26 protein-coding genes are annotated in these 26,771 nt (G+C 47.9%); 5 read left to right on the forward strand and 21 right to left on the reverse strand.

What is annotated here, in order from left to right:
* Positions 1 to 67: 67 nt before the first annotated feature.
* Positions 68 to 1,324 (reverse strand): DNA polymerase IV, encoded by a 1,257-nt coding sequence (locus tag MHI30_RS12760; RefSeq protein ID WP_075752445.1) that lies wholly within the window; start codon positions 1,322 to 1,324, stop codon positions 68 to 70.
* An 80-nt stretch (positions 1,325 to 1,404) separates the two neighbouring features.
* Between MHI30_RS12760 and MHI30_RS12765 the strand changes: the two genes are divergently transcribed.
* Together MHI30_RS12765 and MHI30_RS12770 are read left to right on the forward strand one after the other, a co-directional pair.
* Positions 1,405 to 1,692 (forward strand): hypothetical protein, encoded by a 288-nt coding sequence (locus MHI30_RS12765; RefSeq protein ID WP_020452104.1) that lies wholly within the window; start codon positions 1,405 to 1,407, stop codon positions 1,690 to 1,692.
* Between the two features lie 51 nt (positions 1,693 to 1,743).
* Positions 1,744 to 2,568, forward strand: a complete 825-nt coding sequence (locus MHI30_RS12770; RefSeq protein ID WP_075752443.1) for a membrane protein insertase YidC — start codon at positions 1,744 to 1,746, stop codon at positions 2,566 to 2,568.
* 150 nt (positions 2,569 to 2,718) lie between these two features.
* Here the strand turns inward: MHI30_RS12770 and MHI30_RS12775 are convergent, their stop codons facing one another.
* Both MHI30_RS12775 and MHI30_RS12780 read right to left on the reverse strand, forming a co-directional pair.
* Entirely contained in the window at positions 2,719 to 3,837 is a 1,119-nt protein-coding gene (locus MHI30_RS12775; RefSeq protein ID WP_025811181.1) for a tripeptidase T, read from the reverse strand.
* Positions 3,838 to 3,856: 19 nt separating this feature from the next.
* Positions 3,857 to 5,386, reverse strand: coding sequence for an acyl-CoA carboxylase subunit beta (locus MHI30_RS12780; RefSeq protein ID WP_075752441.1), 1,530 nt, complete (start codon positions 5,384 to 5,386; stop codon positions 3,857 to 3,859).
* A 90-nt stretch (positions 5,387 to 5,476) separates the two neighbouring features.
* On the opposite strand from MHI30_RS12780, the gene prli42 reads away from it, so the two are divergent.
* Positions 5,477 to 5,578 carry a stressosome-associated protein Prli42 gene (gene prli42, locus MHI30_RS12785; RefSeq protein WP_230368212.1) on the forward strand — a complete coding sequence of 34 codons (102 nt, stop codon included), beginning with the start codon at positions 5,477 to 5,479 and terminating at the stop codon, positions 5,576 to 5,578.
* 141 nt (positions 5,579 to 5,719) lie between these two features.
* Here the strand turns inward: prli42 and MHI30_RS12790 are convergent, their stop codons facing one another.
* The 5 genes from MHI30_RS12790 to MHI30_RS12810 form a co-directional block, all read right to left on the reverse strand.
* Positions 5,720 to 6,679 (reverse strand): aromatic acid exporter family protein, encoded by a 960-nt coding sequence (locus MHI30_RS12790; protein ID WP_075752439.1) that lies wholly within the window; start codon positions 6,677 to 6,679, stop codon positions 5,720 to 5,722.
* A 72-nt stretch (positions 6,680 to 6,751) separates the two neighbouring features.
* The gene (locus MHI30_RS12795) at positions 6,752 to 7,474 is read right to left on the reverse strand and encodes an amino acid ABC transporter ATP-binding protein (RefSeq protein ID WP_075752437.1); all 723 of its coding nucleotides are present in this window, start codon (positions 7,472 to 7,474) and stop codon (positions 6,752 to 6,754) included.
* A complete protein-coding gene (locus tag MHI30_RS12800; RefSeq protein ID WP_020452110.1) occupies positions 7,467 to 8,129 on the reverse strand; it encodes an amino acid ABC transporter permease in 663 nt (220 codons plus the stop codon). The genes MHI30_RS12795 and MHI30_RS12800 overlap by 8 nt, the downstream gene beginning before the upstream one ends.
* An 86-nt stretch (positions 8,130 to 8,215) precedes the next feature.
* Complete coding sequence (locus tag MHI30_RS12805; RefSeq protein WP_075752435.1) at positions 8,216 to 8,983, reverse strand: transporter substrate-binding domain-containing protein; 768 nt, start codon at positions 8,981 to 8,983, stop codon at positions 8,216 to 8,218.
* A gap of 227 nt (positions 8,984 to 9,210) precedes the next feature.
* Complete coding sequence (locus tag MHI30_RS12810; protein ID WP_003183325.1) at positions 9,211 to 9,648, reverse strand: BrxA/BrxB family bacilliredoxin; 438 nt, start codon at positions 9,646 to 9,648, stop codon at positions 9,211 to 9,213.
* Positions 9,649 to 9,832: 184 nt separating this feature from the next.
* Here MHI30_RS12810 and MHI30_RS12815 point away from each other — a divergent pair, with 184 nt between their 5' ends.
* Positions 9,833 to 10,735, forward strand: coding sequence for a YegS/Rv2252/BmrU family lipid kinase (locus tag MHI30_RS12815; RefSeq protein ID WP_075752433.1), 903 nt, complete (start codon positions 9,833 to 9,835; stop codon positions 10,733 to 10,735).
* Positions 10,736 to 10,760: 25 nt separating this feature from the next.
* On the opposite strand, the gene MHI30_RS12820 is transcribed toward MHI30_RS12815, so the two are convergent.
* From MHI30_RS12820 to MHI30_RS12855, 8 genes are all read right to left on the reverse strand, one after another.
* On the reverse strand, positions 10,761 to 12,041 hold the full coding sequence (locus MHI30_RS12820) for a dihydrolipoamide acetyltransferase family protein (protein ID WP_075752431.1): 1,281 nt from the start codon (positions 12,039 to 12,041) through the stop codon (positions 10,761 to 10,763).
* Between the two features lie 23 nt (positions 12,042 to 12,064).
* Positions 12,065 to 13,048: an alpha-ketoacid dehydrogenase subunit beta gene (locus tag MHI30_RS12825; protein WP_048350552.1), complete on the reverse strand. Its 984-nt coding sequence runs from the start codon at positions 13,046 to 13,048 to the stop codon at positions 12,065 to 12,067.
* Between the two features lie 12 nt (positions 13,049 to 13,060).
* The gene (locus MHI30_RS12830) at positions 13,061 to 14,053 is read right to left on the reverse strand and encodes a thiamine pyrophosphate-dependent dehydrogenase E1 component subunit alpha (protein ID WP_095323519.1); all 993 of its coding nucleotides are present in this window, start codon (positions 14,051 to 14,053) and stop codon (positions 13,061 to 13,063) included.
* Between the two features lie 22 nt (positions 14,054 to 14,075).
* Positions 14,076 to 15,497 (reverse strand): dihydrolipoyl dehydrogenase, encoded by a 1,422-nt coding sequence (gene lpdA, locus MHI30_RS12835; protein WP_075752429.1) that lies wholly within the window; start codon positions 15,495 to 15,497, stop codon positions 14,076 to 14,078.
* The gene (buk, locus tag MHI30_RS12840) at positions 15,487 to 16,593 is read right to left on the reverse strand and encodes a butyrate kinase (protein ID WP_075752427.1); all 1,107 of its coding nucleotides are present in this window, start codon (positions 16,591 to 16,593) and stop codon (positions 15,487 to 15,489) included. The genes lpdA and buk overlap by 11 nt, the downstream gene beginning before the upstream one ends.
* A gap of 38 nt (positions 16,594 to 16,631) precedes the next feature.
* Positions 16,632 to 17,726, reverse strand: a complete 1,095-nt coding sequence (gene bcd, locus MHI30_RS12845; protein ID WP_048350555.1) for a branched-chain amino acid dehydrogenase — start codon at positions 17,724 to 17,726, stop codon at positions 16,632 to 16,634.
* Positions 17,727 to 17,729: 3 nt separating this feature from the next.
* A complete protein-coding gene (gene yqiS / locus MHI30_RS12850; RefSeq protein WP_023855157.1) occupies positions 17,730 to 18,641 on the reverse strand; it encodes a phosphate butyryltransferase in 912 nt (303 codons plus the stop codon).
* A gap of 125 nt (positions 18,642 to 18,766) precedes the next feature.
* Complete coding sequence (locus tag MHI30_RS12855; RefSeq protein WP_075752519.1) at positions 18,767 to 20,833, reverse strand: sigma-54-dependent Fis family transcriptional regulator; 2,067 nt, start codon at positions 20,831 to 20,833, stop codon at positions 18,767 to 18,769.
* Positions 20,834 to 20,986: 153 nt separating this feature from the next.
* Between MHI30_RS12855 and MHI30_RS12860 the strand changes: the two genes are divergently transcribed.
* Entirely contained in the window at positions 20,987 to 21,241 is a 255-nt protein-coding gene (locus MHI30_RS12860; protein ID WP_048350556.1) for a DUF2627 domain-containing protein, read from the forward strand.
* 110 nt (positions 21,242 to 21,351) lie between these two features.
* On the opposite strand, the gene MHI30_RS12865 is transcribed toward MHI30_RS12860, so the two are convergent.
* From MHI30_RS12865 to spoIVB, 5 genes are all read right to left on the reverse strand, one after another.
* Positions 21,352 to 22,077, reverse strand: a complete 726-nt coding sequence (locus tag MHI30_RS12865; protein WP_075752425.1) for a glycerophosphodiester phosphodiesterase — start codon at positions 22,075 to 22,077, stop codon at positions 21,352 to 21,354.
* Between the two features lie 135 nt (positions 22,078 to 22,212).
* Positions 22,213 to 22,833 (reverse strand): N-acetylmuramoyl-L-alanine amidase, encoded by a 621-nt coding sequence (locus MHI30_RS12870; RefSeq protein WP_075752423.1) that lies wholly within the window; start codon positions 22,831 to 22,833, stop codon positions 22,213 to 22,215.
* A gap of 33 nt (positions 22,834 to 22,866) precedes the next feature.
* Entirely contained in the window at positions 22,867 to 23,187 is a 321-nt protein-coding gene (locus tag MHI30_RS12875; RefSeq protein WP_048349989.1) for a membrane lipoprotein lipid attachment site-containing protein, read from the reverse strand.
* A gap of 846 nt (positions 23,188 to 24,033) precedes the next feature.
* Positions 24,034 to 24,834, reverse strand: coding sequence for a sporulation transcription factor Spo0A (gene spo0A, locus MHI30_RS12880; protein WP_003183361.1), 801 nt, complete (start codon positions 24,832 to 24,834; stop codon positions 24,034 to 24,036).
* Between the two features lie 289 nt (positions 24,835 to 25,123).
* Complete coding sequence (gene spoIVB / locus MHI30_RS12885; protein ID WP_252606957.1) at positions 25,124 to 26,374, reverse strand: SpoIVB peptidase; 1,251 nt, start codon at positions 26,372 to 26,374, stop codon at positions 25,124 to 25,126.
* Between the last annotated feature and the right edge of the window lie 397 nt (positions 26,375 to 26,771).

Below are 26,771 nucleotides of genomic sequence, written 5' to 3' on the forward strand. Positions count from 1 at the left end.
GCGTTTAGCATTATAGTTTAATTTTTATTTAAATTGAAATTACCACACTTTGACCTACATTTTCAAGCTATTGATCTTGTCTCTCGTCTTGGAAAAAATCTTTGTTAAAGCTTGTTCCGCTCGTTTTGCTTTCTTTTTTCACAATCCTGACCCCTTTTTTGATGAGGTCTGTTCCATATTTTTCATTCAGTTCGGCCATCACTTTTTGGATCGGCTCATCTTTGGCATCCTCATGAAAGGAAAACAAATCAAGCTGTTTGACGGCTTCCTTTCGATTGACGAGGTCTGTTCCCGTCACGCCCAAAAGCCTGACAGGGCTTCCGTGCCAATGCTGCCTGAAAAGGGCTTTCGATTCCTTCGCAATTTCGTCTTTTGAATCGGTCGGATTCAGAAGGGTCTTGCTTCTTGTTATGTTCGTCCAGTCCGCAAAGCGGATCATGATGAAAACTTTTGCTGCCATGACCTCTTTTCGCTTCAGCCTGTCGCTTACTGAGACGGAGAGCTTGTCAATCAGGCCGCACAATTCCTTCTCATCTGTGCTGTCATACGGGAGAGTCGAAGAATTGCCGACGCTTTTGAATTCGTATATCCTGTCGGGATTCACCTCTCCGGTGTCGATGCCGTTTGCCCTCCTTTTTAAACGGGGGCCGTTGATACCGAGGAGGCGCTTTAAAGCATACTCATCTGCGGCAGCCAAATCGCCGATCTTGCCGATATCAAGCGTCTTGAGCTTTTCGGCGGTTTTCCGGCCGACTCCGTACATCTCGCTGATGTCCATGGGCCAAAGAATCCGGGGCACTTCGCGCTTTCTCAATATCGTAATGCCGAGCGGTTTTTTCATATCCGAAGCCATTTTGGCCAGGAATTTATTCGGAGCGATCCCGATGCTTGACGGAAGAAGCAGTTCTTCTTGAAGGCGCTCTTGAATTTCCTTCGCCGTTTCATATGCCCGATTTCTGTATGGCGTGTCCGTTAAATCCATGTACCCTTCATCAATGGAAACAGGCTCGACAAGGTCCGTATACTCCCTGAGCACTTGAAACATTTCTCTTGAAGAGCTTCTGTAGCGGTCGAAATTCGGCGGCTTGACGATCAGCTCGGGGCAGAGCCGCTTCGCTTCCCAAAGCGGCATAGGCGGTTTTACGCCGCGTGCTCTCGCCTCGTAGCTGCACGTGACGACGATGCCTTTCCGCTCCTTTGCATTTCCCGCGATGGCGAGCGGCCTGCCTTTCAGCGAAGGGTCATACGCCATTTCAACAGACGCGTAAAAGCTGTTCATATCGATATGAAAGATGACTCTTCCCTTTTGTTTATCAGCAGACAAAACGGCTCCCTCCTGGTACTCAGATTAGACATCCCGGCATTCATATAGTAAGATGTTAAATGAAACGGAAGTGATAATAGATGATTCTTGAATCTTTCAACGATGCTTTTTTACTGTTTGAGTTTTTCACAATCGTCCTTCCCGCACTGACGGCGATCGGTATCGCCCTCATCCTAAAGGACTGCAGTACGGGCGACAGCTGGAAAACGAAACGGTTTGAAGAATATCATGCAATACAGTTTGTTTCTGCAATCGATTTTCTTATCATCCTATATCATCGCATTACGGTATGGATAAGTAAAGTCATTCGCATGAAAGCTTCATCGAACGACGATGAAGACCACCGTTCCCTTCTTCTTTCAATTTAAACGGGAAAAGGTGTCCGGCAGACGGGCCCTTTTATTCAGAAGGAGGAGAACGTGTTGAACACGAAATTAAAACAATTGTTTGCGACTGCAATGTTTTTGATCATGACCATGTTTATAGGTGAACAAGCTTCGGCAGCCACCGGCAGTACCGGAGGAAGCGACAACTTCTTCCAACATTATGTTGTGGGGCCTTTTTCAGAGCTGATTAAAGGAATCGCCGGATTTTTCCACGGAAACTACGGACTGTCGATTATTTTTGTGACCATCATCGTCCGGGTTCTCGTCTTTCCGCTGTTTGCCAACCAGTATAAAAAACAGCGGGCAATGCAGGAAAAAATGGCGCTTGTCAAACCTGAGCTGGATGCGATTCAAAGCAAGCTAAAAAAGACGAAAGATCCTGTGAAACAGAGGGAAATTCAGCAGGAGATGATGCAGCTTTACCAAAAGCACAACATCAATCCGCTGGCGATGGGCTGCCTGCCGATGCTGATTCAGTTTCCGATTCTGATCGGTTTTTATTATGCGATCCGCTCGACGCCCGAAATTGCTTCACACTCTTTTCTCTGGTTTAACCTCGGGCATTCTGATATTATCGTATCTTTATGCGCCGGGTTCATGTATTTTATCCAGTTCTATGTGTCTCAAAAGCTGAACGCACAGAACGCCCAATCAAATCCGGCGGCTCAGCAGTCCGCCAAAATCATGGGCTTCTTTTTCCCTGTGATGATGACGATCTTTTCGATCAACGTCCCTGCGGCCCTGCCGCTGTACTGGCTGACAAGCGGACTGCTTCTGACGATTCAATCCGTCGTTCTTCATCAAGTTTACAAAAAAAACAAAAAAGCCATTCAGCCTGCTGAATCGGCTACGAAATAAAAGAGCTTGCGCCTTTAAGGCGCAAGCTTTTTTGTGTTTCCCTTTCATCTTCTCGATCGTGACGCTGATGAGAGGCCGGTTCGTTCGAGAACGCCGCCAAAACTGGCGGGCTGGAGCTGAAACGGTGATTTTCCCTGTAAAAACCCGCCTTTATGACGGGTTTGCTACTTCCTCAATAATGGCAACGACCATTTCTGCAGTTTTGACAAGTTCCTCAATCGGCATTTTTTCGTTTTTCGTATGGATCTGTTCATATCCGACTGCAAGGTTGACAGTCGGAATGCCGTGGCCTGCGATGACGTTCGCATCGCTTCCTCCGCCGCTCGTCAATAGCTCGTACGGACGGCCGATTTTCTCGGCGGCTTTTTTGGCGATTTCAACGACGAGATCCCCGTCTTTGTATTTAAAGCCCGGGTACATGACTTCGATTTCCACCTCGGCTCTGCCCCCCATTTCAGCGGCGGCTGCTTCAAACGCCTGCTTCATTTTTTCGGTCTGCTTTTCCATTTTTTCCGGAACAAGCGAACGGGCTTCAGCGAGAATGTCGACCTGATCGCAGACGATATTGGTTTGCGTTCCGCCCTCAAAGCGGCCGATATTAGCCGTCGTCTCCTCGTCGATGCGGCCAAGCGGCATTTTGGCAATCGCTTTTGAAGCGATCGTGATCGCGGAGACTCCTTTTTCCGGCTCTACTCCGGCATGAGCCGTTTTCCCGTAGACAGTTGCTCTAATTTTCGCCTGTGTCGGCGCTGCTACGATAATATTGCCGACCTTCCCGTCGGAATCAAGCGCATATCCGTAATCGGCTTTGATCAGCGAACGGTCTAAAGCTTTCGCTCCGACAAGCCCTGATTCTTCACCGACCGTAATGATGAACTGGATCGTTCCGTGCGGAATGTTTTTTTCTTTCAGCACTTTTACGGCTTCAAGCATCGCTGCAAGGCCTGTTTTGTCGTCAGCTCCCAAAATCGTTGTGCCGTCTGTTTTGACATATCCGTCTTCAATGACCGGCTTCACGCCTTTTCCGGGTACGACCGTATCCATGTGGGATGTAAAGTAAATCGTGTCCGCCTCTTTCGTTCCAGGAAGCGTGCACACGAGGTTTCCCGCTCCGTGCCCCGTTTTTGGCGCGGTGTCATCCTCCACGACATCCATTCCAAGAGCCGCAAATTTTTCTTTCAGCACCTTGCAGATGTCAGCTTCGTGTTTTGTCTCGGAATCAATTTGCACAAGTTCTAAAAACTCTTCTAACAGGCGTTTTTCATTCATGCTAGTTTCCCCTCCATTTTTAAAGCGGTATATTTCCATGCTTTTTGTCCGGCCGGATTTCTTTTTTGCTCTTCAGCATGTCAAACGTTTGGATCAGCTTCTTCCGCGTCTCTTTCGGATCGATGATATCGTCTACCATGCCGTATCTTGCAGCAGCAAAAGGGCTTGAAGCCTGCATGCATTTCCGGATTTTTTCCTCGCGGGCAGCCCGCGGGTCTGCTGACCGTTCGATTTCCTTCGCGAACAGCACATCCGCAGCTTCTCCGGCGCCCATCACTGCAATTTCTGCATTCGGCCAAGCAAACACGGCATCCGCTCCAAGCGCCTTGCTGTTTAAAGCGACATATGCTCCGCCGTATGCTTTTCTTAAAATGACCGTCACCTTGCAGACAGCGGCTTCCGCATACGCGTAAAGGATTTTGGCGCCATGCCTGATCACCCCGCCGTGCTCTTCGCGTATTCCCGGAAGAAAACCGGGACAATCCACCAAAGTCAAAATCGGGATCTGAAAGGAATCGCAAAAACGGATAAACCGGGCGATTTTGTCAGCCGCATCCATGCTGAGGCTTCCTGCTAAATACTTCGGCTGGTTGGCCACGATCGCCGCCGTTTCCCCCGCTATCCTTGCAAAACCGATCACCGCGTTTTTGGCAAAGTGGCGCTGCACTTCAAAAAATGTTCCGCTGTCTGCGATTTCCGCGATGATCTGTTTGACGTCATACGGCCGCTGACCGTCTTCAGGCAGGATCGTCATTAAAGCAGGCCTTATATCATGATCTTTCGCCTTTCTCACCTTGGCTGGGGGCTTTTCTTGGTGATTCTGGGGGATGTAGGACAAGAGCTTGCGCACCTCACTGAGGACGGCTTCATCCGAATCCCCGGAAAAATGGGCATTCCCGCTGATTGAATTATGTATATAGGCGCCCCCCAATTCTCCGGAGCTGACAGCTTCGCCTGTCGCCGTTTTGATGACTTTCGGACCGGTAATGAACATCTGACCGGTTTTTTCGTTCATGAAAACGAAGTCGGTCAAAGCTGGAGAATAAACCGCGCCGCCCGCACAAGGGCCGAGAATGACAGAGATTTGCGGAATGATGCCTGAGCAAAGGACATTTCGGTAAAAAATATGACCGTATCCATCTAATGATAGCACACCCTCTTGAATTCTCGCACCACCTGAGTCGTTCAGACCGATGAAAGGGGCCTTATTTTTGAGGGCAAGATCCATGACGGCCGCTATTTTTTTGGCGTGCATTTCTCCGAGTGATCCGCCGGTGACGGTAAAATCCTGGGAAAACAGATAAACGGGCCGCCCGTCGATTTTTCCGAATCCCGTGACAACCCCGTCACCTAACGGGCCGCCGGACTGCCGGCTTCTGGCAAAGGCATTCAATTCAGTGAATGTCCCCTCATCAAGCAGAAGATCAATTCTCTCTCTGGCGGTGAGCTTGCCTTTTTGCTTCTGCCTGTCGATCCGTTCCTGCCCGCCCCCTAGTAAAGCTTGTTGACGGCTGTTGTTTAAATCGTCGACTCTTTCAAACATATTCATCGCGTTCTGCCCCTTCTCTATTTGATTCTTACACGAAACTTGTCCGATGAAAAAAAGCAGTATAAAATAATGGGAGATTAAAAAACAGAGGTGAAAAGCTTGTCTCGAAAATTCATCAAATTCATGGTTATTTTAATGATCGGCGTCATGGTGCTGACGACTCTGCTTACCGGACTCAGCATGATTTTTTAATACAAATCATGAAAGCAGGCGGCTCTTTTTGCGGAGAAACGCCTGCTTTTTTTCAAGCCCGGACTCCCGCAAGAATAGAAAAAACCGCACGGGTTTCCCCCTGTTTCATTAGATTGACCAATGAAGGAGAAACTCATGCGGTTATGCAGGAGATTTAATTCCTTTAAAGTAGCTCTTAATCACAAGATACTGTTCCATTTCGCCGAGAAAATTGAAAAGAGCTGCGCGCGCTTCAAATTCTTCGCGCGTCGTCGGCAGCTCCATCTCATCAATTTCCTCTCTCATTTTCACGAGCCGCTTCAAAAACTTATGAGCCGTATTGCCGGGATGGATGGCTCCTCTTAAATCATGAAGAAACGCTGCGATCATATGCCCCTGTTCAACCGTCATCGAAATCGACGTGATTTTCGGCAGCACCCTTTCGATAATTTCAAACTGCTTTTCTCTCATTTTAAAGTAGTGATAATAGAGGTTTTCGTGCCTGAGAAAGTGATTTTCCACATCGCGGTATGCCAGGGTCTTCGCTTCATTGATCAAACGGTGCGTCTCAGGAATCTCTTTTCCCGTCCAGTCCTGTTCCCCGGTCAGCAAATAGCGTTCGATTTCTTCAAAAATCTTGGCAAAGTTATCTTCGATTTTCTGCTGATACTGTTTGAGCTCTTTGTCGAGGCTCGGCATGTACAAATTCATCAGCAGGGCAACGCCGATTCCCGTCATGATGATGAGGCATTCATTCCAGATGAGAGAAAGGGTGATCCCTTCTGACATATAAAGGTGAAGAATGATGACCGAACTTGTGACGATTCCTTCTTTTATTTTCAGAAGAACGGTTGTCGGAATAAAGAACAGCAGCATCAAACCGATGACAGCCGGATGATAGCCGATCAGTTCAAAAAACGCGTATGAAAAAACGATCGCAAGAATGCATGCCGCAAACCGGGCCCATGATGCCTGAAGGGACCGCTTTTTCGTCACTTGAATACAGAGGATCGTGATGATCCCTGTCGACACAAAATTATGGAGGCCGAGCAGCTGGGCGATATAGATGGCCAATGCTGTGCCAAGCGCTGTTTTTAACGTGCGATAACCTATTTTAAACATCGTTAACCCCAATCTTTTCTGCTAGTCTTAGTGAATAAAAAAGAAGAAGATCAGCATCTTCTTCAGCTTATTTTATAGTATTTTCTCTAAAAAGTCTTGAGCTCTTTTCGATTTTGGAGAAGAAAAAAACACTTTAGGATCATCGTCTTCGACAATGGTTCCTTCATCCATGAAAAGCACTCTGTCGGCGACTTCTTTGGCAAAGCCCATTTCGTGCGTCACGATCACCATCGTCATCCCGGTTTTCGCCAAATCCTGCATCACCTGGAGCACTTCTTTGACCATCTCCGGATCAAGAGCCGATGTCGGCTCGTCAAACAGCATGATGTCCGGATTCATCGCCAGCGCTCTCGCAATCGCGACGCGCTGCTTTTGCCCCCCTGATAAACGGTTCGGATAATCATCTTTTTTATCGATAAGCCCCACTTTCTCAAGCAGTTCTTCCGCTTTTTTCGCTGCCGCCTGTTTGCTTTCTTTTTTGACATGGACAGGTGCATACGTAATATTTTCAAGAACCGTTTTATGCGGAAACAAATGAAAATGCTGAAAGACCATGCCGATGTTCTCTCTGATTTTCAGCACATTTGTTTTCGGGCTTGTAATCTCTTGATCCTGAATGAAAACGCTGCCCTCCGTCGGCTTTTCGAGCAGGTTTAAGCAACGCAGAAACGTTGATTTGCCTGAGCCTGACGGACCGATGACAGCGGCTACTTCGCCTTTTTCAAAGGAAACGGAAATATGTTTAAGCACCTCGTGCTTTCCGAAAGATTTTGAGAGATTGCGAACATTAATCATTGACATTCAGCTTCCTTTCAATCGCTTTGCCGACAAACGTCAGGATCAAAACGAGCACATAGTAGATGAGACCCGCAAACAGCATCGGCTCAAGCGGGCTGTAGATCGCAGCTCCCGCCTGATAGCTTCGTCTCATAATATCGCCGAGTCCGATGACGGTGACAACAGCCGATTCCTTTGTCAGTGTAATCGATTCGTTGATCAGCGCTGGCATGATATTTTTAAAGGCCTGCGGCAGCAAGAGATCCTTCATCATCTTTGCATACGGGACGCCCAGCGCCATCGCCGCTTCTTTTTGCCCTTTGTCGATCGCATTGATTCCGGCTCTGATGATTTCTGACACATAAGCGGCGGAATTTAAGCCGAATGCGATGACGGCCGCCCAGTAAGCATCAATATCGAAGCCCAGCACCTGAGGCAGCCCATAATAGACGATCATCAGCTGCAGAACAAGCGGTGTTCCCCGGAATATGGAAGTGTAAAAATCGGCAATCCATGCGAGGGGCTTGATCGAACTGATTTTTAAAAGCGTAATCAAAACCCCCAGCAAAAATCCAAGCACGGCCGCAGCCGCGACCACTTTTAAGGTAACGCCCAAGCCTTCCAGGATGAAAGGCATCTCGGGTATTGTACTAGAAAAATCAAGAAAATTCATGTGACTCTCCCTCTCTCGCCTCATCATCAAAGAGGCGCACATCGCTTTAGAAAAAAAAGTTCAACAAAAAGTTGAACTTTTCACGCTTACTTTTTCGTCTCTCCGCCGAACCATTTTTCTTTCAGCTTTTCAAGTTCTCCGCTTTTTTCCATTTCTTCAAGCGCTTTGTTGAACTTCTCGGTCAAATCGCTTCCCTTTTTGAAGGCGATCGCGGAGCCGGCTTTTTCGTCCGGTTCTTTCGGCAGATTGTAGCCAACCAGTTCTTCATTTTTATCAATATATTTTTTGGCAACGATATCCTCTATGATTGCTGCGTCGAAGCGGCCCGCTTTGATTTCTTCGGTTAAATCCGAAATGCGGTTGCGGTTTTCAACTTTTAAATTGTAATCCGGCGTAAGCTCCTTCGCTTTTTCTTCCTGGATGGAGCCAAGCTGCACGCCGACCGTTTTTCCTTTCAAATCGTCAATCGATTTGATGCCGCTTGATTTTTTTGTAACGATCATGTTGTGAGCCGTATAATAGACGTTTGAAAAATCGACCTGCTTTTTGCGTTTAGGCGTCGGCGTCATTCCTGAAAGCACGATGTCGACTTTGTTTGTTTTAAGAGCGGTCACCAGGCCGTTGAAGTCCATGTCTTTCACTTCGATTTCATGGCCCGTTTTTTTAGCCAGTGCCTTGGCCAGATCAACATCAAAACCGACAATCTGATCTCCGTCTTTCGATTCAAAAGGCGGGTAATCGGCGGAAGTTCCCATCACCAATGTTTTTTTATCAGCAGAACTGCTGCTCGTCCCGCATGCAGTCAAAGCAAATGTGAGACATGCTGTCACTACCAGTAACATCCATTTTTTCATGTTGTGTATCCCCCTGAACCTTTTTGAATATTTATTCGTTGATATGTATTTTAAACATTTTCCGGGCCAGATGCAATACCATTTTGAAAAATAACTGAAAAACCTTCAAATAAGCCTTTAAATACCAATTGAAAGCCTTCGTTTTTATCTTTCTGATTGCATATAAAAAGAATTTTTATACATAAAAAAAGCCTGCCAATGTTTTGGCAGGCGGTATTTCCTTTCCCTTATACTTCTTCACAGTATTCTTCAAACAATCCTTGAAGCTTAGTGATGACAGCCATCGGCTCATAGCCTTCAATTTCATGGCGTTCGACCATTTTTAAAATCTTGCCGTCTTTTAAAAGGGCAAATGACGGAGAAGAAGGCGGATATCCTTCAAAATATTCCCTTGCTCGAGCCGTCGCTTCTTTGTCTTGTCCGGCAAAAACGGTGACGAGATGATCCGGGCGCTTATCGTAATGAACCGCATGATGTGCGGCTGGTCTTGCAATTCCCCCTGCACAGCCGCAGACGGAGTTGACCATCACAAGCGTAGTGCCTTTTTTCGTGAGCGCTTCATCGACCTCTTCAGGCGTTTTCAATTCGGTGTAGCCGGCAGCCGTTATTTCCTGTCTGGCTTGGCGCACGACATCATTCATAAACAGATTAAAATCCATATTCACTTTAAGATCTCTCCTTTTTAGCCGCTTTTAGCATGATGCTAAAGGCGCTGTTTGCTCATCTGTTCTAATGATACTTTGAAACCGTCCGGACCGCAAATCAGGCGATTCGTGTTCCTTCAGGTTTATGGCGCGGGCAGCCCGGGGAAAAATAAGTAAAGACTCTATCAAATAAAGGAGCACCTTTATGAACCGAAGGAAAGCAATGCTGATTTACAACGGAAATGCAGGACAAAAAAATGTTGAAAAAACACTCGGTGCTGCCGTACCGGTTCTTTCACAGGCTATAGACGAACTCATCGTGAAACCGACGAGAAAAAAACGTGATGCATTCGAATTTTGCCGGGAGATCGGGGAGGATATCGGGCAATTGTTTATATTAGGCGGTGACGGAACGGTACACGAATGCATTAACGGCATCAGCCAGCTTCAAACTAAGCCAGATATCGGCATCCTCCCGGGCGGTACATGCAACGACTTTTCGAGGGCGCTCCGCATTCCCCAGAACATTGAAAAAGCGGCGGAAGCGCTCGTCAATGGAACCCCTGTCCCGGTCGATGTTTTAAAAGCAAATGATCATTATTGTCTCAACTTTTGGGGCATCGGTTTGATCACGGAAGCTTCCAGCCATATCAATCAAACGGAAAAAGCGCTGCTCGGGAGAATCAGTTATTTTACGAGCGCACTGCGGACCATCTCCAATCTTGAGCCTTTCTCTTTCCGCCTGTCGATCGACGGAGAAAAGTTTACTGACGAAGCGGTCATGGTGGTCGTGCTGAACGGACCATTTATCGGAACGAACAAGATCCCCCTTCCGCAGCTGAGCATTAACGACGGAAAAGCGGACATCCTCGTCTGCCGGAATACGAATCTGGCTGCATTGAAAGAGCTTTTTGCAATGGATGATCCCGAATGGGATTCCTTTGAAGGCGAGCTCTCCTATTATCAGGGGCAAACCGTTCAAGTTGAAACCGCCCTTCCAATGGAAGCCGATACAGACGGCGAAATCTGCACAAAAACGCCGGCTTCAATCGAGGTGCTAAACGGGCATCTCCGCATGCTCGCCCCCTTAGAAAAAGAAAAAAGCTGACCCTTAACGGGCCAGCTCTTCTTTTTTAATAAATGGAAGTATGATCATCGATTTGTTCCAAAATCTCTTTCACACGGGCAAGGAATCTGCCGCAAACAAGGCCGTCAAGCACTCTGTGGTCGAGGGATAAGCACAGGTTCACCATATCTCTGACCGCGATCATGCCATGCTCCATGACGACGGGACGCTTGACGATCGATTCAACCTGCAGGATGGCCGCCTGCGGATGGTTGATGATCCCCATTGACTGAACCGATCCGAATGAACCGGTATTGTTGACCGTGAACGTACCTCCGCTCATATCCCCGCTCGTCAGCTTGCCGCTTCTGACCTTATGAGCCAGTTCGGAGATTTCTCTCGCGATGCCTTTAATCGTTTTTTCATCGGCATGCTTGATGACAGGAACGTATAGCGCATCGTCAGTCGCTACGGCAATTGAGATGTTGATGTCTTTTTTCTGAATGATTTTATCTCCGGCCCACATGCTGTTCATTTGCGGGAATTCCTTAAGCGCCTGTGCGACCGCTTTGACAAAGAACGCGAAAAAGGTCAGGCTGAAGCCCTCTTTCTTCTTAAATTCGTCCTTTATTTTGTTGCGGTAGCTCACAAGACTTGTGACATCCACTTCCATCATTGTCCAGGCATGAGGGATTTCATGCTTGCTTCTGACCAAGTTGGTCGCAATCGCATGACGGATTCCCGTCACAGGAATCTCGACGTCTCCAGCCGCACTTTGAAGCGGTGCAGCTTGAGGGGCCGCTGGCGCCGGTTTTTGGGCGGGCTCACTCGCTCGCACGGCATCTGTATCCGGCTGTTTTTCCGGCTCCGCATCAGCTTGAGGAGCAGCTCCGGAAGCAATGATGCGCTGGATGTCTTTTCTTGTGATCCGTCCGCCGGCACCAGTACCTTCCACCTGCTCCAAATCGATGTTGTGCTCTCCGGCAAGTCTCAGCACCGCCGGGGAATAACGTTTTTTCTGAGATGTATCTTTCTCCTCCGGTTTGGCCGGCTCCGCCTCCGCTTGATCCGGCTTGGAGACAGCCTCAGCCTCCGGTTTCGCTTCTTCGTTTGTTTCGACTTTGCAGATGACGTCTCCGACTTGCAGAGTTTCGCCTTCCTTCCCGACAAGCTCGGTAATCGTTCCCGTGAACGATGAAGGGACTTCAGCATTGACCTTATCCGTCATCACTTCAGCAATCGGATCGTATTTGTTGACGTGATCTCCGACGCTGACGAGCCATTTGCTGATGGTTCCCTCCGTCACGCTCTCCCCGAGCTGCGGCATTGTCATTTGTTCCACTGCCATACGATATGTCCTCCTTCGCTATATTAAAACTCAGCCAATTCTCTCATCGCTGCTTCCGCTTTATCCGGATTGACCATAAAGAATTTTTCCATTGTAGGAGCATACGGCATTGCCGGGACGTCAGGGCCCGCCAACCGCTTAATCGGCGCATCCAAATCGAACAGGCAATGCTCTGAAATGATCGCGGCTACTTCACTCATAATGCTGCCTTCCTTCGTATCTTCGGTCATCAGAAGCACTTTGCCCGTTTTGGAAGCCGCTTCAATAATCGCTTCCTGATCAAGCGGATATACTGTTCTTAAATCAAGGATATGTGCGGAAATCCCGTCTTTGGCAAGCCGCTCGGCAGCCTGAAGGGCAAAATGGACGCACAATCCGTATGTGATGACGGTAATGTCTTCGCCTTCCCGCTTCACATCCGCCTTTCCGATCGGCAGCACATAGTCGTCACTCGGCACTTCGCCCTTGATCAGCCGGTACGCACGTTTATGTTCGAAGAACAGGACAGGGTCGTCATCGCGGATGGCCGCTTTCAAAAGCCCTTTGACATCATAAGGTGTCGAAGGCATGACGATTTTCAGCCCGGGCTGGTTGGCAAACACGGCTTCAACCGACTGGGAATGGTACAGCGCGCCGTGCACGCCTCCGCCGTAAGGTGCGCGGATGACGATCGGACAGTTCCAGTCATTGTTGGAGCGGTAGCGGATTTTTGCCGCTTCCGAAATAATCTGGTTGACAGCCGGCATAATAAAATCTGCAAACTGCATTTCGGCGACCGGTCTCATCCCGTACATGGCAGCCCCGATTCCGACGCCGGCAATTGCGGATTCCGCCAAAGGCGTGTCCATCACCCGCTCTTCGCCGAACTGGTCGTAAAGACCGGCTGTCGCCTTGAACACACCGCCTTTTTTGCCGACATCCTCCCCTAAAACAAAGACGCGGGAATCCTTTTCCATTTCTTCTTTCATAGCCAAAGTGACAGCATCTATATATGACATAACTGGCATTGTTCTTCCCCCTTACTCCGCATAAACATGCCGCAGCGCATCTTCCGGATCTGCATAAGGTGCATGTTCAGCGTAATCTGTTGCTTCATTGACGATGGTTGTGATCTCATCCGACATTTGCTTCTCAGACTGGTCGTCGAGAAGACCTGTTTCTTTTAAGTAATGCGCGAATTTGTTAAGCGGATCATTTTTCTTCGCCTCCGCCACCTCTTCGCGCTCTCTGTAGCTTCGATCGTCATCATCGCTGGAGTGCGGGGTCAGCCGGTATGATATCGTTTCGATTAATGTCGGACCTTCGCCTCTTCCGGCACGTTCCCTTGCTTCTTTAACCGCTTTGTAGACTTCAAGCGGATCATTTCCGTCAACGGTCACGCCGGGCATGCCGTAACCGACGGCGCGGTCGGAAATGTTTTCACAAGCCACCTGCTTTTCGTAAGGAACCGAGATGGCGTATTTATTGTTTTCACACATGAAAATGACGGGAAGCTTATGCACGGCGGCAAAGTTCGCCCCTTCATGGAAGTCCCCCTGGTTTGAAGAGCCTTCGCCGAACGTCACAAAAGTCGCGATATCTTTCTTGTCAAGCCTTCCGGCAAGCGCTACACCAACCGCGTGCGGAACTTGCGTTGTCACCGGCGAAGAGCCCGTGACGATCCGGTTTTTCTTTTGACCGAAGTGGCTCGGCATCTGCTTTCCTCCCGAATTCGGATCCTCGGCTTTTGCAAACGCCGACAGCATTAAATCTTTTGCCGTCATTCCAAAAGCAAGCACAACGCCCATATCTCTGTAATACGGAAGCACATAATCGTTCTCCCGGTCTAAAGCGAATGCCGCTCCGACCTGGGCGGCTTCCTGTCCTTGACAAGAGATGACAAAAGGAATTTTGCCTGAACGGTTTAAGAGCCACATCCGCTCATCGAGTTTTCTGGCTAAAAGCATGGTTTTGTACATGTCGATTGCTTGTTCATCTGTTAATCCAACTGCTTCATGACGGTTATTGCCCATTTTTTTCACTCCTTCATGCTTTCTAAAAATGAATCGCCTTTCCATCTACGGCAAGGGCGGCTTCTCCGATCGCCTCCGACAGCGTCGGATGCGGATGGATCGTTTGTCCGACTTCCCACGGGGTGGCGTCAAGCACCTTTGCCAGACCGGCTTCAGATATCATGTCTGTCACATGCGGGCCGATCATGTGAACGCCCAAAATATCATCTGATTCGCGATCGGCGACGATTTTGACAAAGCCGTCCGTCTCACCGTACACGAGCGCTTTGCCAATCGCCTGAAACGGAAATTTGCCTACTTTGACGCTCTTGCCCTGCGCCTTCGCCTCATCCTCTGTCAAGCCGACCGATGCGGCTTCAGGACTTGAATAGATGCATTTTGAGACAAGCGAATAATCGATGGCGTGCGGGTTCTCGCCAGCAATATGCTCAACGGCCGTAATCCCTTCGTGGGAAGCAGCATGTGCAAGCTGAAGGCCGCCGATCACATCTCCGATCGCATAGATGTGGGATTCTTTTGTCTGGTACATGCTGTTTGTCACGATAAAGCCGTTTTCCACTTGGATATCTGTGTTTTCCAGACCGATCCCTTCAACATTTGCCTGCCTTCCGACAGATACGAGCAGTTTCTCAGCGGAATAGGTCTGTTTTTCTCCGTCTTTTTCAGCTTGAATGCTGACCGTATCGCCTTTCGCCAATGTGTCGGGCAGCACTTTCGCTCCCGTGATGATCGTGATGCCTTTTTTCGCCAGCTGCGTCTGCATTTCTTTAGAAATATCGGCATCTTCCGTCGGCAAAATCCGGTCTGCATACTCAATGACGGTCACGTCAACACCGAAATCGCACAGCATGGAAGCCCACTCGATTCCGATGACACCTCCTCCGACAATCAGCATGGAAGCCGGAAGCTGCTCAAGTTCAAGCGCTTCGTCGGATGACAGTACGTTTTCCCCGTCAAGCTCAAGCCCCGGCAGCGACCTGGGCCTTGAGCCTGTGGCGATAATGACGTTTTTCGGTATGAGCATCTCATTCTCATCCCCATTCGCCATCTCAACGGAAACCGTCCCCGGGTTCGGGGAAAAAATCGACGGCCCGAGGATCCGTCCGATTCCTTCGTAAACATCGATCTTTCCTTTTTTCATCAAGTGTTTGACACCGTTGTGCAGCTGGTCAATTATTTTTTGTTTTCTGCTTTGAACTTGAGAAAACCGCAGGCCGACTTCAGAAATGACCACTCCGAATTCGTCCGCCTTTTTTGCTGTCCTGTAAACTTCCGCGCTTCTAAGGAGCGCTTTCGACGGGATGCAGCCTTTATGAAGGCAGGTGCCGCCGAGTTTCCGCTTTTCAACGACGGCTGTTTTCAGTCCCAGCTGCGAAGCTCTGATGGCAGCCACATAGCCGCCGGTGCCCCCTCCAAGAATCACGAGATCGTATTCAGTTGCCATAACTTTCCCTCCTCTGGTTCGGATACTGTTTCGCCTCTTCCTCGCCGTTCAATACGCGAAATGCACCTTCAGCCAATGCTTGAAGCTCATTTTCTCCCGGAAAGACGACGACATCCGAAATCCAGTCTATGTATTGTCTGATCGAGGTAACAAACGATTTTCCGTACGCCAGTCCGCCTGTCAAAATAATGACATCGACTTCGCCTTTTAAGACGGCGCTGGCCGCCCCGATTTCTTTGGCGATTTGATAAGCCATCGCTTCATAGATGAGCGCAGCCTTTTGATCGCCTTCCTTGATCATTTTCTCAACTTTTACCGCATCTGTCGTGCCGAGATAGCCGGCAAGCCCTCCGCCGCCGACAAGCATTTTCATCAGCTCGCCTTTTGTATATTCGCCGGAAAAGCACATATCGATCAGATCGCCCGCAGGAATGGTTCCGGCCCGCTCTGGACTGAGCGGACCTTCCCCGTGAAGGCCGTTGTTGACATCGATCACCCGTCCGTGGCAATGGACGCCGATCGTAATACCGCCTCCCATGTGGGTGATGATCATTTTCATATCTTCATACCGCTTCCCGAACTGCCAGGCCGCTTTCCTCGCGACAGCTTTTTGGTTGAGCGCGTGAAAAATACTGCGCCTTTCAATGGCCGGCGTGCCGGAAATTTTTGCGACAGGGGCCATTTCATCCACAACAACGGGGTCGACGATAAAAGCGGGAATATTTAATCCGTCGGCAATCTCCCTGGCGATAATGCCCCCGAGGTTTGACGCATGCTGCCCCGCATAGCCGTTTTTCAAATCGACGATCATCGCGTCATTGACTTCGTAAGTGCCGCCTTCAATCGGTCTGAGCAGCCCTCCCCGGGCGCAAACGGCATCCAATTTAGAAATATTGATTCCCTGTTCATGCAGGGTTTCGAGTATCGCCTGTTTTCTGAACGAATATTGATCAATAATGGTTTGGTATTGCTGTAACTCAGCCTCGTCATGACGGATTGATTTTTCGAAAATCGAACGGTCATCATGAAAAACGCCGATCTTTGTAGATGTTGATCCCGGATTGATGACGAGAATACGTTTTTCCTGTACCTGCATTGATATAAAACCTCCAATAGCGAATAGGGGTTATGATCTTAACGTCTGCTTAAGATGTGATGGCCGTTTTGCAAAAATTGACTTCTCGATTGGCGCATGCGCTCAATACGTTCTTCCGCCAAGCGGTCAGCGGCCAAGTATGTCGGAATGCGGTCGCGATTTGAAATTTCAAGGACGCGTTCAATGTTTCCGTAGATGCCTTCGACTTTTTTCAGCGCACGCTCCGAATTATATCCGTAAAGCTCGTCAGCGACATTGATGACACCGCCGGCATTGATGACATAGTCAGGGGCATAAACGATACCCATGTCGTGAATTTGATCCCCGTGGCGGGTTTCTTTCAGCTGGTTGTTGGCTGCCCCGGCAATCACTTTGGCTTTCAGCTGCGGAATCGTATCATCGTTGATTGTCGCTCCGAGGGCACACGGCGCATATATATCGCATTCCTGTGAATAAATATCATCCGGATCGACGGCACGGGCGCCGAATTCGGCGACTGCGCGTTCGACCGCTTCTTTATTGATGTCAGTCACGATCAGTTTTGCGCCTTCTTCGTGGAGATGACGGCACAGGTTGTAGGCCACGTTTCCAACGCCTTGGACGGCAACGGTTTTGCCTTCAAGCGAATCTGTCCCGAAGGCCGCTTTTGCAGCCGCCTTCATCCCTTTATATACCCCGTAAGCCGTTACCGGAGAAGGATTGCCTGATGAACCGAAAGCAGGCGAAATACCTGTAACAAAATCAGTTTCATCATGAATGATGTCCATATCTTCAACGGTTGTACCGACGTCTTCCGCGGTGATGTATCTGCCGTTCAGCCCTTGAATGTAACGGCCGAAAGCGCGGAACATTTCTTCGTTTTTATCTTTGCGCGGATCGCCGATAATAACGGTTTTGCCTCCTCCGAGGTTCAGTCCGGCCGCCGCGTTTTTATAGGTCATTCCCCGCGCAAGGCGCAGCGCATCTTCAATTGCGGCTTCTTCACTTTCGTATGTCCACATTCTCGTGCCGCCGAGAGCCGGCCCGAGCGTTGTATCATGAATCGCGATGATCGCTTTTAATCCGGACTGTTTATCTTGGCAAAATACCAATTGCTCATAGTCATACTGTTCCATATATCGAAATAGTTCCATTTTTTATTCCTCCTCTTGTCGTGCTTCAGACGTACACAGTGCCAAAGCAATCGAATACAGCTTGTTTTCTGCGGAATCGGCCCTGCTCGTCAAGGCGATGGGCGCTTTCGCCCCTGCCAAAATGGCTCCCACTTTCGCACCCGCAAAATGAATCAATGATTTGTAAAGGACATTGCCTGTTTCAATTGAAGGAACAAGCAGGATGTCGGCCTCGCCCGCAACGATTCCGGAAATGTTTTTATGCCGGGCTGCAAGCGGTGAGATCGCGTTATCCAACGCGAGAGGCCCGTCAACGATGCAGTTTTTGATTTGGCCCCGATGATTCATCTGCGTCAAGGCAGCTGCATTCAATGTCGCTTCCATTGCGGGATTTACGGTTTCCACCGCGGCGAGACAAGCGGCTTTCGGCATTTGCACGCCGACCGCTCTCGCCACGCCGACTGCGTTTTCTAAAATCTGTTTCAGCTCGTCAAGCTTGGGGCTGATATTCATTGCCGCATCTGTTACATAAATCAGCCTCTCAAACCCGCTGACTTCAAAAGCTGCTACATGTGACAGCACGTGCGAGGAACGGAGCCCGTACTCCTTATTCAAAACGGCTTTTAATAGCACGGCTGTCGGGACATTCCCCTTCATGAGAACATCAGCATTGCCGCTTTTGACAGCTTGAACGGCAATTCTCGCCGAATCCGCCGGCGATTCCGAATGAATGATATCCACGTGCCGTTTTGAAATGTTCTGTTCTGTCATCATATGCCTGATCTTTTCTCTGTGCCCAATCAGCAAGAACCGGGCAAATTGTTTGTCGACCGCAAGTTTGACCGCTTGCAGCACTTCGTCATCTTCTGCATGTGCGACGGCGACCGTTTTATTGTCAAGCTCCGCCGCTTTTTGCAATAATTGTTTCAGCTTCATAGTACCCACCTTTCTTAGCAAACATCCGCCCACTATATCATGCAAGTTTCGTGCCAGTATAAAAAAAGCGGTTCGGTACTGTGATCCTGTTTACAGTTTGCATGATTTTGCACTCGTTTTGCAATTTATTGCATGCTATCTTTTGCAAGATTGTATTTATCCATTTTGTAATAGAGATTGCGGATACTGATTCCAAGCGCTTTTGCCGTTTTCGTTCTGTTGTATTGATGCTTTTCAAGCGTTTCTTTAATGACATGAGCTTCAAACCGTTCAACCGCATCAGACAGCTTTTCATCTTCAACCTCAGGGAAAGCTGCACCGGCTTCCGCCTTTTTATTCGGACGGTCTGCTTCGGGCAGGTGTTCGAGATCAATCCATTCCATTTGCGGTTTTAAAAAGATCATCGCTCGCTCGAGAACATTTTCAAGCTCTCTGACATTCCCTGGCCACTTCCGTGCTTTTAACGATTTGAGCGCGTTTTTCGTAAGCCCCTTTACATTACGTCCGTATTCTTGATTGATTTTCCCAATCAAATGCCTGCTCAAGGCTTCGATATCCTCTTTCCGCTGCCTGAGCGGCGGAATCGATATCGGATAGCGATTGATCCGGTAGTACAAGTCTTCGCGAAACCTGCCCTCAGCGAGCGCCTTTTCAATATTGACGTTTGTCGCTGCGATGACCCGGACGTTCACAGGAATCGGTTTGGTCCCGCCGACTCTGACAATTTCTTTTTCCTGAAGAACGCGGAGGAGCTTCGCTTGTGTGTTTTGCGTGAGCTCGCCGATTTCATCCAAGAAAATGCTTCCGTTGTTCGCTTCTTCAAAGAATCCTTTTTTCCCGCCGCGGCGCGCACCTGAAAAAGCGCCTTCCTCATAGCCGAAAAGCTCTGATTCAAGCAGTGATTCCGATATGGCCGCACAATTGACGCGGACAAACTTATTATACTTTCGGTCACTTTCGTTATGTATGGCATGGGCAAAAAGCTCTTTACCCGTTCCCGATTCGCCTCTCAGCAAAATCGTCGCAGGCGTCTTCGCCCCCAATTTCGCCTGTTCCAGCGCGACGAGCATCTGCTCGCTTGACCCGATGATGTCGGCAAATGTATATTTCGCCTCAAGTGTGCGGATAATCTGGCGCGCTCTGTTCAGCTCGTTTGTGAGCGATTGAATTTCAGATACATCGTGAATGACGCCGACGCTCCCTTTTAAAATGCCGTCGACGATAATCGGCGCGACATTGACAATCACTTCTTTTTTATTAGGGCCGACTTTCATTCTGACCCCTCTGACAGGGCGCCTCGTTTCAAGCACTTTCAAATGCATGCTTTCCCCTTCGGATATGTCGGTATTGGCCGGCTTCCCGATCACCTGGTCTTTTGTCAGGCCCGTCATCTTTGTATACGCCCTGTTGATCATCATCCCGTTTCCGTTTTCATCAACGACCGATATCGCTTCATCCGAAGATTGAATGATCGCTTCAAGCATCGTTCTGACTTCCTTCAGGTTGGTCACCTCTTCAGCCAGCTCGACCGCATCGGTAATGTCCTTAAATATGCTGAGCGCCCCGAGCAGCGTCCCTCCGTCATCGATAATCGGAATTCTGGTCGTGACGATCTGCCTGTTCGGATGGAGAAATTGCTTTTGATGATACTCAGGCTCTCTCGTATTGAGAATGCGCGGCAGCTTCGTCGTCGGGATCACGCTTTGAATATGCTGGCCGATCGCTTCAGTGCGCTTTGTCCCTGTCATCACTTCCGCCATTTTGTTAAACAAAATGATCTCTTCGTTAATGTCAATAAAAATCATGCCGTCATTCATAGAGTTGAAAATACGGTCGTGTTTATACGTCTGCTCTTTTAACATTTGGATGAGCTGCTGCTTTTCGTTCATCAGCTGAGAGATGATATAAGCGAGCGATCCCGGCACCACGATCGTACTGTCGTGCTTTTTTCGAATCAGCTGCTTTAATACGCCGGCGTCTCCGGTCGTTTCAATGATGATATCGATCTGTTCTGTGATGTATGGCGTCCAATCGAGCGCCGTTTCGATATCGTTTTTTTGCGCGATGAAAAGCCCGGGCGCTTCCGGATTTTTATCGATGACCGCCTCGATATGCATCGTCTTTGTTTTCAGCAGCACATCCAAGAGAGCGGTCCCCCCTTTTCCAGCACCAACGATCAGTACTTTTTGCATCATCCCTTTACCCCTTTGTATGAAAAATTTTGCACACTTTCACGTTCACTTGCAACAATTTGCACAACATCTATGTTATCATGTTTTCCTTTCTTGACAAACTTTTTTTTCAAATAGACAATAAAGGTAAATCATTGGTAAGGGGATTCGTGTATGGGGAGAATGATCGCACTGTTCGTTTTGCTGATACCGGGAGGCCTGGCTGCTCTCGGAATTAAATTGATGCGCGACACTGTTTTCGGCGTTTTGATCAGCCCGTTTCAGATCCTTTGGCTTCAGGGGCTGGCGGGGTTCATATGCTTCGGAGGCGGCCTTTATTTATTAGGCGGATTTATTCTATACAGAGACAGAAAACGCAATCAAGTAAGCCCCCGCTTCAGAAAAAAGCAGAGCGGCCGCGAGGTGTGATCTCTGTGAACGGAAAGCAAAAAGCCGCAGATACTGTCTGCGGCTTTCAGATTGTTGACAAAATCCCAAAACGACTTTTAGTTTTGGGATTTTGTCATCCTTTCAGCGTGTCACATCTCAGCTTTTATTTTTAACGCTTTTTCGGGAAAATCGGTGAAGAAACCGTCAATCCCTTCAGCAATCAGTTTTTTCATCTCCTCTTCACGGTTGATGGTGAACGGCCTGACCGCTTTTTGTTTCAAATGGGCGTTTTTGATCATGTCAGCCGACATTGAACGGCGATACGGATGAAATCCTGAAGCCGGAATCATTTCAATGTACTCCTCCGGCTTGTAGATGACATCCATGTAAAGCGCGGCCAACTCGATACTTGGATTCAGTCTGCTGCATAACGCAAGGCTTTCATGATTGAATGATGAAAGAATGATCCGGTCTTGAAGGCCGTACGCTTCAATCATCGACATCACCTTTTCTTCCATTCCATCATAACGGATAATGCTGTTTTTCAATTCCACATTGAGAAAAAATTCAGCATCTGCCGCCCACTCAAACACTTCTTCAAGGGTCGGCACCGGGACAGAGCCGGTTTTTTCGGAAAAACGGTGGCTTGCGTCTCCGCGCTTGATCTCCTCATATGTAAGATCCTTCACATATCCTTTCAGCGAAGTCGTCCTGTCAAGCTTTTCATCATGTATCACAACAAGACGACCGTCTTTTGCCATTTGTACATCCAATTCGATGCCGTCTGCACCGATGGCCGCTGCGTGCTTAAACGCCGCCATTGTATTTTCGGGAAAAGTGCCGGAAGCTCCTCGGTGTGCAAATATTTTCGTCATCTCTGGTTCACCTCTACAAGAATTGCAAGTTTATATCCCATTATGAAGGTCTTACTGTTTTCTTTCCACACATAAGGCCTTTTTTTAACATAAACATAACACAAGAACCCCGGTCATATACCGGGGTCCCTTCTGTTATTCATAATAAGCTGCGACAGCGTCAGCAATCGCGTCTGCCGCTTTTTCCTGATATTCCGGACTTTCGAGTTTATCTGCATCAGTTTTGTTCGTGATAAAGCCGAGTTCGACTAAAACACTCGGCATTTGAGAATTTTTGATGACATAAAACCCTGATTCTTTTACACCTCTGTCCCGAGTGCCAAGCGCATCCGGAAGGCGTTCTTGAATGTTAGACGCCAGCCGTTTGCTGTCAGCGGCTTGATACGCAGAATCGAAGTATGTTTCTGTACCGGACGCTTCCGGAACGGCCGAGTTTGCATGAATGCTGATCAGCAAGTCTGAAGCGTTCTTGCTCGCTTTGGCCACCCGGTCTTCCAGCGTCAAAAACGTATCATCCGTTCTTGAGGCGACCGTGTCGGCTCCTTCTTCCTTCAGCTTTTCATCAACCAGCTTTGCCACTTCAAGGTTGACATCTTTCTCAAGCAGCCCGTTTCCGACCGCACCGCTGTCTTCGCCCCCGTGACCTGCGTCAACATATACCGTCTTCCCGGAAAGCGGCTCAGCCGCAAAAGCAGCTGGAAAAACCGCAATAAACGAAAACAGCAGCAAAACAAAACTCCTCATTAACAGTTTCACGATTAGTTCCTCCTACAACCTTTTTGCAAACGATCATTCTTTCTCTTTCATATCTTCAAGTTGTAATGTTCCGTCCTCTGCTTTCGTGTACTCCACTTCCACCTTTGTATCATCCTTGATCCCTTTATATTTGTCCCGTTTTTCGGGAGGGACCTGAAACGTCGTTTCTTTGCCGTCAATATTGACGGCGACGGTATGCTGATCCGCCAAACCGACAAAGATGCCTTCTTTCACAAACGTTTCCCCGCCTGTTCCTTTTCGGCTCTCATCGCCGCTTTGCCCATTATGTTGCGTTGTCCCGCAGCCTGCCAATAGCAGCATAGCGAACAAAACAAGGATGACTCCTTTTTTCATGTCGACCACCTCGCCCGCTGAATTTTGCACACCCCGTACCTTATCTTTAATACCCGACAGCTGTAAAGCAGGCCGCTTCAGCAGATATTCGCCCGATTTACCCGTCCAATGCCCCAAGGATTTCCGAATTGTTAGAAGCCATCCGCTCAAAAACGTCTGTGAAAAACGGTCTATCCAAGGCCGAAAAATGGTTGACATCTGGAAGAAATCAGATCTATTTCATCATTTTTATTTTTTTGTATAAAAAAACGTCTTTTTTCATAAGAAAAAAGACGTTTCATGCGGCTTTCGCTTTATATGATTCAGTCTATGACGCCAATGCACCGGGCGTGAGACAAACTTTGAAAAATAGACGGATACACCGAAAGCTGGCTGCGTGCTATGTAGTTTTTGTCAGAACTTGCAGGAATGCAAGTACAAATATTCTTTTATTTTAAACATTTTTTAAAGCCCGGCTGCTTCATGACAAGCATTTAATCCTTCATAGCGGATGATGAGTAGCGCTGCTCCTTCCGCAGTTCTCATGCTTATATTTGCTGCTGCACATACTGCTTCCCGACCCTTGTTGACGGCGTGCAAGCATGTCCAAAAAGTGTACAAATTACATTTTTTAGTATTTTCAGATGTGCTGTTAGGGATGACTTCAAAACAGTACATTTAAGAGCAAAAAAACGGCCTCGTTTATAAAAACGAGACCTTTAATTACTGTATTAAAACCCTTCGGATTGCAGCAAAATTTATCGCAATAAGGGCGAAATATTCATCGGTATTACGATAAACTATTCGTTAGAAACAGGTCGACAATTCAACGGTTAAATCTTCGTCAAAACTGCGCCATGTCAACGTTTAAGAAGCCTTATGCTCCAGTCTCAGCTTGTCTGCGACCATCGCGATGAATTCTGAATTCGTCGGCTTTGCTTTTGACATGCTGACTGTGTAGCCGAAAAGTGACGAAATCGAGTCGATATTGCCTCTGCTCCATGCGACTTCGATGGCGTGGCGAATCGCCCGTTCGACTCGGCTTGCAGTTGTGTTGAATTTTTTGGCGATATCCGGATAAAGCACTTTTGTAATGCTCCCTAGCAGTTCGATGTCATTATACACCATGGAGATGGCTTCCCTTAAGTATAAATAGCCTTTTATATGAGCGGGCACGCCGATCTCGTGGATGATGGTCGTGATGCTGGCGTCCAGGTTTTTCTTCGGCGATTCCGGCTGCGGCCGAAGCACACTGCTTTGAGAGGACGGGGCACGGTGTGTCAATTGAGACCCGTTTCCGCTAACCTGGCGGATATGGCCGACTAAGTTCTCCATGTCAAAAGGCTTCAAAATAAAATACGACGCGCCCAAATCTACAGCTTTTTTCGTCACGTCTTCCTGACCGAACGCCGTCAGCATGATGACATTCGGCTGCTTTTTAAGCTGCGATTCCCTCAGCCTTTCAAGAACGGCCAATCCGTCGAGATGAGGCATAATAATATCCAGCACAAGCACATCGGGCTCCTTGTCTTTAAACAACGAAAGGCATTCCTGTCCGTTGTATGCGACACCAAGCACTTCCATGTCGCTTTGTCCCTCGATATATTCGCTTAATAGGCCGACAAGCTCCCTGTTATCATCAGCAACACATACTTTAATTTTCTCCACGTTTCTTCCTCCCCAATGTGTATGTTGATAAATTTCATCATTCTTTTTCTAATATGTTTAATTCGACAGCACCACTTTATTCCCTTTTTTAAAAAAGGATTTTTCCAATAATAGTGGTATATCTCGCTTTTTCTCTGTTTTTTTCTGATTTTCTCGATTTTTCGACTCGAAATGCGACTTGACAAACCGGGGAACGTGAATTTGTCGAAAAATCTTTTCTTCTTTCATTTTAACGCACAACGCGCAAGAAAAAAAGACGAAATCAAAAACTGCCGGAGGAATCCGGCAGTCAGCTTGCTTTTTCTTTTTTATAAATATCGATTCCCGCTTCAGACAGCATCCATTCAATATGCACGCCGTATCCGCTCGTCGGATCATTGACGAAAACGTGAGTTACAGCGCCTATGATCTTTCCGTTTTGGATGATCGGACTTCCGCTCATCCCTTGAACGATGCCTCCTGTTTTGCTCAACAGCCTCGGGTCGGTGATTTTCAGCACCATGCCTTTTGTGGCCGGAAACTTCTGAGGTGTCGTACTGACGACCTGAATATCGAATTTCTCGACTTTGTCGTTTTCGATAACCGTTAAAATTTGGGCAGGGCCTTCTTTTACTTCATCTGAAAATGCAATCGGAATGGCTTTGTCAGCGATGCGGTTTTTGATTGACTCATGAAGCGTCCCGAAGATCCCGAATGGACTGTTTCTGTTGATATCACCGATCACTTTTCGTTCTGATGCGAAACGGGCCAGTTTCTCTCCGGGATTTCCGCCTGTTCCTTTTTCAATCGAGGTGACGGTCGATTTCACGATTTGCCCTTTTTCAACAACGATCGGTTTTTTCGTATCCATGTCTGAAATGACGTGACCAAGCGCTCCGTATTTTTTCGATTTCGGCTCGAAAAAAGTCATTGTGCCGATTCCTGCGGCAGAGTCCCTGATATATAAGCCGATTCTGTATTTATCTTCAGCCTGGTCTTTTTTCGGAATGAGCTTCGTTTTGATTTCTTGTTTATCTCTTTTAATCGACAGATGTAAGGTTTCTCCTGTTTTCCCGGCCTTTTGAATAAAAGGGGTAATGTCATTCATTTTTTCGATTTTCGTGCCATTGATTTCGGTGATAATGTCGCCTACCGCGATTCCGGCTGCTTCACCGGGCGATTTTTTGCCTTCAGAGGTATTGATTTGATGAAAACCCACGACCAATACGCCAACAGAGTGAAGCTTTACACCAATGGACTGCCCGCCGGGGACCACTTTCAAATCAGGCAGGACATTTACTTTTGTTTTTTTAACTGGAAATCCGGCAAAATCGTAGACGAGTTCTGCCTGTCCATTCTTTTCACCTTTTATTTCTACTTCGCTTTGATTTTCTTTCAGTGTGAATGCTTCCGATGATCCATCTTTCGGAGTACTGACGGATAAGCTCGTTTCAACCGCACGGGTACCCGTCTCAAAAATGTTCAAATTTTTTGGTATTACAATGTATTCTTTCACCGGTTTGTAAAATCCTACACTTATTAAAGAAACAAGGAGAATCATACCCACAGCTTTTCTGATTTTTTCAACATCCACCTTTTCACTCTCCTCGCACCTAACCCACACCATATAAAATTTCTTTCGCTACATTCATTACTTTTGCCTTTCGGACAGCGATTTATAACTGCGGACGGAAGAAAATCATTGGATAAAATGATAAGAATGAGTTTGTATAAGAAAATGCCGACAAAAAAATAAGCTGTTCAGGATGAACAGCTTCAAATTGTTAACAAAATCCCAAAACTGCTCTTAGTTTTGGGATTTTGTCATCCTTTCAGCGTGATTGAAAACCTTTGCAGTCTAGGAAGGCCGAGCATCGGAGCGGAGCGAATGTTGGAATTCGTGAGCACCGACGCGCAGGCCTGACAACGAATGCGAGGGTTTGTCGACACGCTGAAGC

Source organism: Bacillus sp. FSL L8-0528 (genome assembly GCF_038593085.1).
GTDB lineage: Bacteria > Bacillota > Bacilli > Bacillales > Bacillaceae > Bacillus > Bacillus paralicheniformis.

Excerpts from the sequence above, each read along its gene's own strand:
- bcd (WP_048350555.1), bottom strand. The coding sequence starts at position 17,726 with ATGGAACTATTTCGATATATGGAACAGTATGACTATGAGCAATTGGTA.
- MHI30_RS12800 (WP_020452110.1), bottom strand. The coding sequence starts at position 8,129 with ATGAATTTTCTTGATTTTTCTAGTACAATACCCGAGATGCCTTTCATC.
- MHI30_RS12830 (WP_095323519.1), bottom strand. The coding sequence starts at position 14,053 with ATGGGCAATAACCGTCATGAAGCAGTTGGATTAACAGATGAACAAGCA.
- lpdA (WP_075752429.1), bottom strand. The coding sequence starts at position 15,497 with ATGGCAACTGAATACGATCTCGTGATTCTTGGAGGGGGCACCGGCGGC.
- MHI30_RS12865 (WP_075752425.1), bottom strand. The coding sequence starts at position 22,077 with ATGACGAAAATATTTGCACACCGAGGAGCTTCCGGCACTTTTCCCGAA.
- MHI30_RS12875 (WP_048349989.1), bottom strand. The coding sequence starts at position 23,187 with ATGAAAAAAGGAGTCATCCTTGTTTTGTTCGCTATGCTGCTATTGGCA.
- MHI30_RS12805 (WP_075752435.1), bottom strand. The coding sequence starts at position 8,983 with ATGAAAAAATGGATGTTACTGGTAGTGACAGCATGTCTCACATTTGCT.
- MHI30_RS12820 (WP_075752431.1), bottom strand. The coding sequence starts at position 12,041 with ATGGCAGTGGAACAAATGACAATGCCGCAGCTCGGGGAGAGCGTGACG.
- MHI30_RS12815 (WP_075752433.1), top strand. The coding sequence starts at position 9,833 with ATGAACCGAAGGAAAGCAATGCTGATTTACAACGGAAATGCAGGACAA.
- MHI30_RS12790 (WP_075752439.1), bottom strand. The coding sequence starts at position 6,679 with ATGTTTAAAATAGGTTATCGCACGTTAAAAACAGCGCTTGGCACAGCA.
- MHI30_RS12795 (WP_075752437.1), bottom strand. The coding sequence starts at position 7,474 with ATGATTAATGTTCGCAATCTCTCAAAATCTTTCGGAAAGCACGAGGTG.
- buk (WP_075752427.1), bottom strand. The coding sequence starts at position 16,593 with ATGCAGGTACAGGAAAAACGTATTCTCGTCATCAATCCGGGATCAACA.
- yqiS (WP_023855157.1), bottom strand. The coding sequence starts at position 18,641 with ATGAAGCTGAAACAATTATTGCAAAAAGCGGCGGAGCTTGACAATAAA.
- MHI30_RS12780 (WP_075752441.1), bottom strand. The coding sequence starts at position 5,386 with ATGAATATGTTTGAAAGAGTCGACGATTTAAACAACAGCCGTCAACAA.
- MHI30_RS12855 (WP_075752519.1), bottom strand. The coding sequence starts at position 20,833 with ATGCAAAAAGTACTGATCGTTGGTGCTGGAAAAGGGGGGACCGCTCTC.
- spoIVB (WP_252606957.1), bottom strand. The coding sequence starts at position 26,374 with ATGATTCTCCTTGTTTCTTTAATAAGTGTAGGATTTTACAAACCGGTG.
- MHI30_RS12825 (WP_048350552.1), bottom strand. The coding sequence starts at position 13,048 with ATGCCAGTTATGTCATATATAGATGCTGTCACTTTGGCTATGAAAGAA.
- MHI30_RS12860 (WP_048350556.1), top strand. The coding sequence starts at position 20,987 with ATGGGGAGAATGATCGCACTGTTCGTTTTGCTGATACCGGGAGGCCTG.
- MHI30_RS12775 (WP_025811181.1), bottom strand. The coding sequence starts at position 3,837 with ATGAATGAAAAACGCCTGTTAGAAGAGTTTTTAGAACTTGTGCAAATT.
- MHI30_RS12765 (WP_020452104.1), top strand. The coding sequence starts at position 1,405 with ATGATTCTTGAATCTTTCAACGATGCTTTTTTACTGTTTGAGTTTTTC.